Here is a 9,738-nt window from a genome sequence, read left to right on the forward strand (position 1 = left end):
GTCGCGGACGAACTGGTGGAAGGCGGCGGCGATCTTCGCGGGGTCCTGATCGCCGACGAGGCGGAAGGAGACCTTGGCCGAAGCTTGGCCCGGAATGACCGTCTTGCTGCCCTCTCCCGTATAGCCGCCCCAGATGCCGTTGACGTCGCAAGTCGGGCGGGACTGGATCTGCTCGATCAGCATGCGCCCTTTCTCGCCGATGGAGTGCTTCAGGCCGATCTGCCCGAGGAATTCCTTCTCGGTGAGGTTGAGATCGGCCCATTCGGCCTTCTGGGCATTGGTCGGTTCGTGCACGCCGTCATAGAAACCGGGGACGGTGATGCGGCCGGTCTCGTCATGGAGCTCGCCCAGGATCCTGGCGAGGAGATGGATGGGGTTGGCGGCGGCGCCGCCGAACAGGCCCGAATGCAGATCGCGATCGGCTGCCGTCAGCGTCACCTCCTGATAGACCATGCCGCGCAGGGTCGAGGTGATCAGCGGCGTCTCGCGATCCCACATGCCGGTGTCGCAGATGAGCGCGTAATCCGCCTTGAGCTCGGCGGCATTGGCCTTGATGTAGGGCGGCAGGTTGACGGAGCCCGATTCCTCCTCGCCCTCGACGAGGATGGTCAGGCCGATGGGCAGATCGCCGGTCTCGGCCAGCGTCGCGCGCAMGGCCTCGATGAAGGTCATCACCTGGCCCTTGTCGTCRCAGGCKCCGCGCSCCGWGATGACCTTGCGGCCCGGCTCGATTTCGCGGATGACCGGCTTGAACGGCTCGGTATCCCAGAGGTTCAGCGGATCGACCGGCTGCACGTCGTAATGGCCGTAGAACAGCGCATGCGGCGCGCCGGGCTTGGGCCGATGCGCCAATACGACGGGGTGACCGCCGGTCTCGCGCAGCTCCGCCTTGAAGCCGAGCGCTTCCAGATCGGCGCGGAGCCACTCGGCAGCGGCGCGGGTCTGCGCGTTGAAAGCCGGATCGGTGCCGATCGACGGAATCTCGAGCCAGGAAGAGAGACGCTCGAGCGAGGCGTCGAGCCCGGCATCGAGACGGGCGAGAATAGCGGGAAGCTGGGACATGGCGGCCATCGGATGCGATTCAGGTGACGGCATCATGGCAAGCCCCGGCCCGGGCGTCAGCCCCTCATCGCGCATTGCCGCCCGGCTTCACACACGCTCAAATTGATAACGCTTCGCAACTGCATTGACAGGCACCGGAGCGCTCTATAAGGCTTATTGCGAATAAGTTGCAGCAAGGTCAGACCATGTCCCAGGGCGCTCCGGAATCCTCGTCGATCTGGCTTCGATCGCGCGGCGAGCCCTCGCTCGCCGATGTGTTCCGCTCGGTTTCGGTCAAGCCGACATCCTCGTCCTGGCGGAAATTCCTGACCTTTCTCGGACCGGGCTATCTGGTCGCCGTCGGCTATATGGACCCCGGCAACTGGGCGACCTCGCTCGCGGGCGGGGCGCAGTTCGGCTACACCCTCCTCGTCGTCGCGCTCATCTCCAACATCATGGCGGTGATCCTGCAGTCGCTCTGCGCGCGGCTCGCGGTCGCGACGGGGCGCGACCTCGCCCAAGCCTGCCGCGATGCCTATCCGCCCTATATGGCCTGGCCGCTCTGGCTCCTCGCGGAGCTCGCGATCTGCGCCACCGACCTCGCCGAGGTGATCGGCACGGCCATCGGCCTCAACCTGCTCTTCGGCATCCCGCTCGAGATCGGCGTGATGATCACCGCCCTCGACGTCTTCATCATCCTGTGGCTGCAGACCAAGGGCTTCCGCTGGATCGAGGCCTTCATCATCACGCTGCTCGGCGTGATCGCGGTCTGTTTCGCCATCCAGATCGCGCTCGCCGATCCGAACTGGGGCGAAGTCATCCGCGGCTTCGCGCCGACGACCGAGATCGTCACCAATCCGAACATGCTCTACATCGCGCTCGGCATCATCGGCGCGACGGTGATGCCGCATAATCTCTATCTGCAYTCCGGCATCGTSCAGACCCGCGCCTATGGCSRCASSYTGCCGGAGAAGCGCGAGGCGCTGAAATACGCAACGATCGACTCGACCGTCGCGCTGACCTTCGCCCTGGTAATCAACGCCGCGATCCTGATCCTGGCCGCCGCAACCTTCTACAAGGGCGGGCATACCGACGTCGCCGAACTCGGCCGGGCACAGGAGCTGCTGCAGCCGCTGCTCGGCTCCTCGATCGCGCCCTCGCTCTTCGCCATCGCCCTGCTCTGCTGCGGCCTGAACTCGACGGTGACGGCGACCATGGCCGGGCAGATCGTGATGGAAGGCTTCCTGCGCATCCGGCTGGCGGCCTGGCTGAGGCGGCTCGTGACCCGGCTCGTCGCCATCGTGCCCGCGATCGTCGTCACGCTGATCTATGGTGAGGGCCAGACGGCGAAACTGCTCATCCTCAGCCAGGTGGTCCTCAGCCTGCAGCTCCCCTTCGCAGTGGTGCCGCTCGTGATGTTCACGGCCTCGAAGACCAAGATGGGCGAGCTGGTGGCGCCGCGCTGGCTGACCGTGATCGCCGCATTGACCGCGGCGATCATCATCGTGCTGAACCTCAAACTGATCGTCGATTTCGCGACGGGGTCTTGAGGCCCCGGTCTCGTCATGCTCGGGCTTGCCCCGGGCATCTCCTGCCGAAAGAGGCTCCCGCACCCCTTCCGGCCTAAGATTCTCGGGTCTGCGCTTCGCGCCGCCCGAGAATGACGCTTGGCGCCCGCGCTCAGCGCTTCCCGGTCATCGAGCCCAAAATACCACGCAGGATCGCGGTGCCGACCTGGCGGCCGATCGAGGTCGCGGCCGAGCGCGCCGCCGAGGTGATGATCTTCTCGGTCATGCTCTGTGGCAGCGGGCCTCCGCGCGAGCCGGGGCCGGTCTTGGGCCGCTGCTGCGGAGCCCCGCCGCCGAGCCAGCCGCCGATCGTGTCGAGAATGCCGCCGCCCCCGCCGCCATCCGTCGACGCCTCGATCGGCGAGCCGTCCGGATTGAGGTTCTTGCGCTGCATCAGCACTTCATAGGCCGACTCGCGGTCGACCATGGTGTCGTATTTGCCCTTCACGGGAGAGCTGTTGATCGCCTGCTGACGCTGCTGCGGGGTGCAGGGGCCGACCTGCGCCATCGGCGGGGCGATGAGCGCGCGCTCGACCATCTCGGGCGAGCCCTTGCCCTCCAGCATCGAAATCAGCGCCTCGCCGACCGCGAGCTGGGTGATGGCCTGTTCGGTATCGATCTTGGGGTTCTGGCGGAAGGTCTCGGCGGCGGCGCGCACCGCCTTCTGGTCGCGCGGGGTGAAGGCGCGCAGCGCATGCTGGACGCGGTTGCCTAGCTGGGCGAGCACGGTATCGGGGACATCGAGCGGGTTCTGCGTGACGAAATAGACGCCGACGCCCTTCGAGCGGATCAGGCGCACCACCTGCTCGACCGCCGTGAGCAGGGCTTTCGGGGCCCCGTTGAAGAGCAGATGCGCCTCGTCGAAGAAGAAGACGAGCTTCGGCTTGTCGAGGTCGCCGACCTCGGGAAGCTGCTCGAAGAGCTCGGAGAGCAGCCAGAGCAGGAAGGTCGCGTAGAGTCGCGGATTGTTCATCAGCTTGTCGGCGGCGAGAATGTTGACGACCCCGCGGCCGTCGCGATCCGTCTTCATCAGGTCGTTGATGTCGAGCGCCGGCTCGCCGAAGAACAGATCGCCCTTCTGGTTCTCCAGCACCAGAAGTCCGCGCTGGATCGTGCCGACGGTCGCCGGGCTGACATTGCCGTATTTCGTCGTCAGGTCCGAAGCGTTCTCGGCGATGAAGGTCAGGATCGCGCGCAGATCCTTGAGATCCAGCAGCAGGAGCTTCTGCTCGTCGGCGATGCGGAAGGCGATGTTGAGCACGCCCTCGGCCGTGTCGTTGAGGTCGAGCAGCCGCGCCAGCAGCAGCGGCCCCATCTCGGAGATAGTGGCACGGACCGGGTGCCCCTGCTCGCCAAAGACGTCCCAGAAGACGGTGGTGAACTGGTCGGGCTCATATTTGACGCCGATTTCCTTGGCCCGGTTGACGAAGGCCGGCTTGGAATCGCCCGGCGCCACGATGCCGGAGAGATCGCCCTTGATGTCGGCGGCGAAGACCGGCACGCCGTTGCGCGCGAAGCCTTCCGCCATCACCTGCAAGGTCACGGTCTTGCCGGTGCCGGTCGCGCCCGTCACGAGGCCGTGGCGGTTGGCGAGCTTCAGCAGGAGGTTCTCCGGCTTGCCGCTCTTGCCGATCAGAATCGCACCGTCATCCGCCATCGTCACCGTCCATCGCTCTCAAAACTGTCAGGTTAAACCTGTAACCAAAGGACGCAGAGGGCGGAAGCCCGATGGCCGTTGGAATTGGATCGTAAATATGTAAACTATTTTTCGGGAGGCCGTATCGGCCGGGTAAGGACACACGACATGGATGAACTGATTTCAAGGATCGTTGCGGCGTCCGGCCTCAACGAAGATCTGGCCCGCAAGGCCCTCGGCATCATCCTCGCCTTCCTGCAGAAGGAAGGCCCGACGAGCGAGATCAGCCAGTTGATGGCGGCGCTGCCGGGCTCTCAGGAGCTCGCGGATGCCGAAGGCGGCGCCAAGGGCGGCGTGCTCGGCGCGATCGGCGGCCTGATGGGCGGAGGCGGCGGCGTCATGGCGCTCGGTGGCCAGTTGATGGGGGCCGGCCTCTCGATGCCGCAGATCCAATCCGTCTCGAAGGAAATGTTCGCCTATGGCCGCGAGAAGGCCGGCGAGGACACGATGGGCGCCATCGTCGGCGCGATCCCAGGGCTCGGCCAGTTCGTCTGAGCGGCGCGCATCGCAGTCTCCAAGCACCGCCTTCGGGCGGTGTTTTCTTTTCAGCTCACGACGGCCGTGCGTTTGCGCACCGGCCGTGCGACGAAGTAGGGATGGCCGTGCGGCCGCGCCCGTGGCAATCAGTCCCCGCGACGGCACATCGTGCGGAAGGGAGCATCGGCGCGCATGAACTCGGCGACCTCATCCGACCTGCCCTATCTCGACGCCTTTCCGGCCGCTTCGCGTGAGGCGTGGCGAACTGCCGTCGACAAGGTGCTGAAGGGCGCCGATTTCCAGAAGAAACTGGTCGGGCGCAGCGCCGACGGCATCCGCATCGAACCGCTCTATGAAGCGGCATCGGGCGAGCGGGCCTTCCGTGCTGAGGCCGGTCGCTGGCATGTCGCGGCGCGGGTCGATCATCCGCAAGCGGAGGAGGCGCGCAGGCTGGCGCTGGCCGAGCTCGAAGGCGGAGCCGACATGCTCACCATCGCCTTCGCCGGTGCACGCGCCGCTCGCGGCTATGGCCTCGTTGCCGACGATGTCGCGACACTCGACAGCGCGCTGGACGGCGTGATGCTCGACCTGATCCGCCTCAGGCTGGATCCGGCACCGCAGGGGCGCGTCAACGCGCTCATGCTCGCCGCCTTGATCGAGAAACGCGGCCACGCCCCAGGCGAGCTGTCGGTGGAGTTCGGTTTCGATCCGATCGGCGTCCTCGCCAGCCATGGCTCGCTCGCGGCGCCCTGGCCGGAGGTCGGCCGCCGGCTGGCGGTGGTGATCGCGGCGCTGAAACAGCGTGGCTTCAAGGGCCCCTTCGTCACGGTCGATACCCGCCCCTATCACGAGGCCGGCGCCACCGAAGCCCAGGAGCTCGGCGCCGCGCTGGCGACGGCGCTCGCCTATCTGCGCGCGCTGGAGGCGCAGGGCCTGTCTCTGCAGGAAGCGTGCGACGCCATCGCCTTCACGCTCGTCGCCGATACCGACGAGTTCATGACCGTGGCGAAGTTCCGCGCCGCCCGCCTGCTCTGGAACCGGGTGCAGCAAGCCTGTGGGCTGGAGCCGAAGCCGGCGACGATCCATGCCGAAACCGCCTGGCGCTCGCTGACCCGGCGCGATCCTTGGGTCAATCTGCTGCGCGGCACCGTCGCGGCCTTCTCCGCCGGTGTCGGCGGCGCCGATTCGCTCACCGTCCAGCCCTTCACCGCGGCGCTCGGCCTGCCCGACCTGTTTGCCCGGCGCGTCGCCCGCAACACGCAGCTCATCCTGCTGGAGGAATCCAATCTCTGGCGCGTCGCCGACCCCGCCGCCGGCGCGGGAGGCTTCGAGGCCTTGACGCAGGCGCTGTGCGAGCAGGGTTGGAGCCGTTTCCAGGACCTCGAGCGCGAGCGCAGCGACGACCTGCAAGGCGTGCTCGCGGCGCTTGCCAATGGCCATGTCCAGCAGGGCATCGCGCGCGAGCGCGCCGCCTCGGCCAAGGCCATCGCGACGAGACGCGTGCCCATCACCGGCACGAGCGAGTTCCCGAACATCCGCGAGAATGCCGTCTCGGTGCTGGAGATCGCCCCGGTGGAGGAGGCCGCCTCCCCTCAGCCGGGCAGCACGGCGGAACGCAATCCCGGTGAAATCGTCAAAGCCTTCATCGCAGGCGCCAGGCGCCCGGAAGCGCTGATCCCACCCAGTCAGAGGCTCCGTGTCGAGGCCTTGCCCGCGCATCGGCTGGCCGAGCCCTTCGAGGCGCTGCGCGACAAGGCCGACGCCCTGCCGCAGCGCCCGGTCGTTTTCCTGGCCACGCTCGGCTCGATCGCCGATTTTACCGCCCGCGCCGGCTTCGCCCGCAATCTGTTCGAGGCCGGCGGCTTCTCGGCCTCGGGCAGCGACGGCTTCGCCCGGAACGGCGCGACCGACCTCGACGCGCTCGTCGGCGCGTTCCGCTCCTCGGGCGCCAAGCTCGCCTGCCTATGCGGCTCCGACACCGCCTATGCCGAGGAAGGCGCGGCTGCGGCCGAGGCGCTGGCGAAGGCGGGCGCGACGGTCTGGCTCGCCGGGCGCCCCAGCGAAAGCGAAGCGGCGTTGAACAAGGCCGGCGTCTCCTCGTTCATCTTCATGGGCTGCGACGTGGTCGAGACGCTGGATCGCGCGCTTGCCATCGCGGCCGCCTGAACGGAGATCTGCCTTGACCGCCATCGCTCTCACCATCGCCGGCTCGGATTCGAGCGGCGGCGCCGGAATCCAGGCGGACCTCAAGACCTTCGCGGCGCATCAGGTCTACGGAGCCAGCGTCATCGTCGCGCTGACGGCGCAGAACACCAAGGGCGTCAGCGCGATCCATGCCGTGCCGCGCGACTTCGTCGCCAAGCAGATGGATGCCGTGTTCGAGGATCTCGATGTCGGCGCCGTCAAGATCGGCATGCTGGCGACCGCCGAGCTGATCGAGACGGTGGCTGCCGGCCTGAAAAAGCACGGTGCGAAAAACATCGTGCTCGACCCGGTGATGGTCGCCGCCTCCGGCGCGCGCCTGCTCGAGGAAGCCGCGGTCGAGGCGATCCGCAAGCACCTCTTTCCGCTCGCGACCCTGATCACGCCGAACCTGCCGGAGGCCGCGGCCCTGCTCGGTTCCAGCATCGCCGAGACGGACGAGGCCGTCGACGAACAGGCGGAGAAGCTCGCCGCCCTGGGCGCGGCCAATGTCCTGGTCAAGGGCGGCCACGGGCATGGCGACGTCAGCAGCGATCTGCTCCTGCTCGCCGGCGGCACGCGCCAGCGCTTCAACGCGCCGCGGATCGACACTCGCAACACCCATGGCACGGGTTGCACGCTGTCCTCGGCGATCGCCGCCAACCTCGCCAGGGGCCTGCCACTGCCGGAGGCGGTCGGTCATGCGAAGACCTACATCTCGGCCGCCATCGCCGCCGCCGATCAGGTCGCGGTTGGCCATGGCCACGGACCGGTGCATCATTTCCACCGTTGGTGGGACAAGACGGACGGGAGCAAGCCATGACCGCGATCCCGGATTTCACGAAGATCGCCTTCGCAGGCGGCAAGGCGTCCGCGCCGCCTTCATTGCCCGCAGGCGAGCCCTGGCTGACGCCGGAAGACATCCCGGTGAAGCCGGTCTACGGACCCAGGGATCGCGACGGCCTGCCCTTCGTCGAGACGATGCCGGGCATCGCGCCCTATCTGCGCGGCCCCTACCCGACCATGTATGTCAACCAACCCTGGACGATCCGGCAATATGCCGGCTTCTCCACGGCGGAGGATTCGAACGCCTTCTATCGACGCAATCTTGCCGCCGGGCAGAAGGGCCTCTCCGTCGCCTTCGACCTCGCGACCCATCGCGGCTACGATTCGGACCATCCGCGCGTCGGCGGCGATGTCGGCATGGCCGGCGTCGCGATCGATTCGATCTACGACATGCGCACGCTCTTCTCCGGCATCCCACTCGACCAGATGAGCGTGTCGATGACGATGAACGGCGCCGTGCTCCCGGTGCTGGCGCTCTATATCGTCGCGGCCGAGGAGCAGGGCGTGCCGCAGGCCAAGCTCTCGGGGACCATCCAGAACGACATCCTCAAGGAGTTCATGGTCCGCAACACCTATATCTACCCGCCCTCGCCCTCGATGCGGATCATCGGCGACATCTTCGCCTTCACCTCGGCCCATATGCCGAAATTCAACTCGATCTCGATCTCCGGCTACCACATGCAGGAGGCCGGAGCGACGCAGGACCTCGAGCTCGGCTACACGCTGGCCGATGGCGTCGAATATATCCGCGCCGGCCAGCGCGCCGGGYTGGGCGTCGATATCTTCGCGCCGCGGCTATCCTTCTTCTGGGCGATCGGCATGAACTTCTTCATGGAAGTCGCCAAGATGCGCGCGGCCCGCTTGATCTGGGCGAAGCTCGTCAAGGATTTCGGGGCCCAGAACGAGAAATCCCTGCCGTTGCGCACCCATAGCCAGACCTCCGGCTGGTCGCTGACGGCGCAGGACGTGTTCAACAACGTGCCGCGCACGATGATCGAGGCGATGGCGGCGACGCAGGGCCATACCCAGTCGCTCCACACCAACGCGCTCGACGAGGCGTTGGCGCTGCCGACCGATTTCTCGGCCCGCATCGCCCGCAACACCCAGATCCTGCTACAGCAGGAGAGCGGGACCACCCGGATCATCGATCCCTGGGGCGGCTCCTATTATGTCGAGCGGCTCACCGCGGAGCTTGCCGAAAAAGCCTGGGGCCATATCAGGGAAGTCGAGGCGCTCGGCGGCATGGCCAAGGCGATCGAGGCGGGCATCCCGAAGCTGCGGATCGAAGAGGCCGCCGCCAAGACGCAGGCCCGCATCGATGGCGGCCAGCAGGCGATCATCGGCGTCAACCGCTTCAAGCCTGACAACGAGGCTTCGATCGATGTGCTCAAGGTCGACAACGCCTCGGTGCGCGCCCAGCAGCTCGACAAGCTGAAACGCCTCAAGGCCGAGCGCAACGAGACCGAGGTGCAGGCCGCACTGACGGCGCTGACCAACGGCGCGGCCGGCAATGGCAATCTGCTCGATCTCGCCGTCAAGGCCGCTCGCGCCAAAGCGACGGTCGGCGAGATCTCGATGGCGATGGAGAAGGTCTTCGGGCGCCACCGGGCCGAGATCAAGGCGATCTCGGGCGTCTACAAGCGGGAGGTCGGCACGATGAACCCAGCCGTCACGCGCGTCCAATTGATGTGCCAGGATTTCGAGGAGGCGGATGGGCGCCGCCCGCGCATCCTCGTCGCCAAGATGGGGCAGGACGGGCATGATCGCGGCCAGAAGGTGATCGCCTCGGCCTTCGCCGATCTCGGCTTCGACGTCGATATCGGTCCGCTCTTCGCGACGCCGGACGAGGCGGCGCGGCAGGCCGTCGAGAACGACGTCCACATCGTCGGCGTCTCCTCGCTGGCGGCGGGACACCTCACGCTGGTGCCG

At 67.1% G+C, this 9,738-nt stretch carries 7 protein-coding genes; 5 read left to right on the top strand and 2 right to left on the bottom strand.

What is annotated here, in order from left to right; translation table 11 throughout:
• A partial coding sequence (locus tag AB4Y99_RS20540) for a M20/M25/M40 family metallo-hydrolase (protein WP_441524620.1) occupies window positions 1-1,062 on the bottom strand: 1,062 nt, incomplete at its 3' end.
• Window positions 1,063-1,247: 185 nt separating this feature from the next.
• On the opposite strand from AB4Y99_RS20540, the gene AB4Y99_RS20545 reads away from it, so the two are divergent.
• Window positions 1,248-2,591: an Nramp family divalent metal transporter gene (locus AB4Y99_RS20545; protein ID WP_441524621.1), complete on the top strand. Its 1,344-nt coding sequence runs from the start codon at window positions 1,248-1,250 to the stop codon at window positions 2,589-2,591.
• Between the two features lie 130 nt (window positions 2,592-2,721).
• On the opposite strand, the gene AB4Y99_RS20550 is transcribed toward AB4Y99_RS20545, so the two are convergent.
• Window positions 2,722-4,266, bottom strand: coding sequence for a helicase HerA-like domain-containing protein (locus tag AB4Y99_RS20550; protein ID WP_441524622.1), 1,545 nt, complete (start codon window positions 4,264-4,266; stop codon window positions 2,722-2,724).
• A 147-nt stretch (window positions 4,267-4,413) separates the two neighbouring features.
• Between AB4Y99_RS20550 and AB4Y99_RS20555 the strand changes: the two genes are divergently transcribed.
• The 4 genes from AB4Y99_RS20555 to scpA all read left to right on the top strand — a co-directional run.
• Window positions 4,414-4,800 carry a hypothetical protein gene (locus AB4Y99_RS20555; protein ID WP_038361387.1) on the top strand — a complete coding sequence of 129 codons (387 nt, stop codon included), beginning with the start codon at window positions 4,414-4,416 and terminating at the stop codon, window positions 4,798-4,800.
• Window positions 4,801-4,974: 174 nt separating this feature from the next.
• The gene (locus tag AB4Y99_RS20560; protein ID WP_441524623.1) at window positions 4,975-6,948 is read left to right on the top strand and encodes a methylmalonyl-CoA mutase subunit beta; all 1,974 of its coding nucleotides are present in this window, start codon (window positions 4,975-4,977) and stop codon (window positions 6,946-6,948) included.
• Window positions 6,949-6,961: 13 nt separating this feature from the next.
• The gene (gene thiD / locus AB4Y99_RS20565; RefSeq protein ID WP_112763415.1) at window positions 6,962-7,786 is read left to right on the top strand and encodes a bifunctional hydroxymethylpyrimidine kinase/phosphomethylpyrimidine kinase; all 825 of its coding nucleotides are present in this window, start codon (window positions 6,962-6,964) and stop codon (window positions 7,784-7,786) included.
• Window positions 7,783-9,738 (top strand): methylmalonyl-CoA mutase (scpA, locus tag AB4Y99_RS20570; RefSeq protein ID WP_441524624.1); only part of this gene is annotated, 1,956 nt, incomplete at its 3' end. The genes thiD and scpA, both read left to right, overlap by 4 nt.

Source organism: Allobosea sp. TAB14 (assembly GCF_052113865.1).
Classification (GTDB): Bacteria; Pseudomonadota; Alphaproteobacteria; order Rhizobiales; family Beijerinckiaceae; genus Allobosea; species Allobosea spartocytisi.

What these genes read in the sequence shown, in the direction of transcription:
- AB4Y99_RS20550 (WP_441524622.1), bottom strand. Translation starts at nt 4,266, where the DNA reads ATGGCGGATGACGGTGCGATTCTGATCGGCAAGAGCGGCAAGCCGGAG.
- AB4Y99_RS20555 (WP_038361387.1), top strand. Translation starts at nt 4,414, where the DNA reads ATGGATGAACTGATTTCAAGGATCGTTGCGGCGTCCGGCCTCAACGAA.
- AB4Y99_RS20560 (WP_441524623.1), top strand. Translation starts at nt 4,975, where the DNA reads ATGAACTCGGCGACCTCATCCGACCTGCCCTATCTCGACGCCTTTCCG.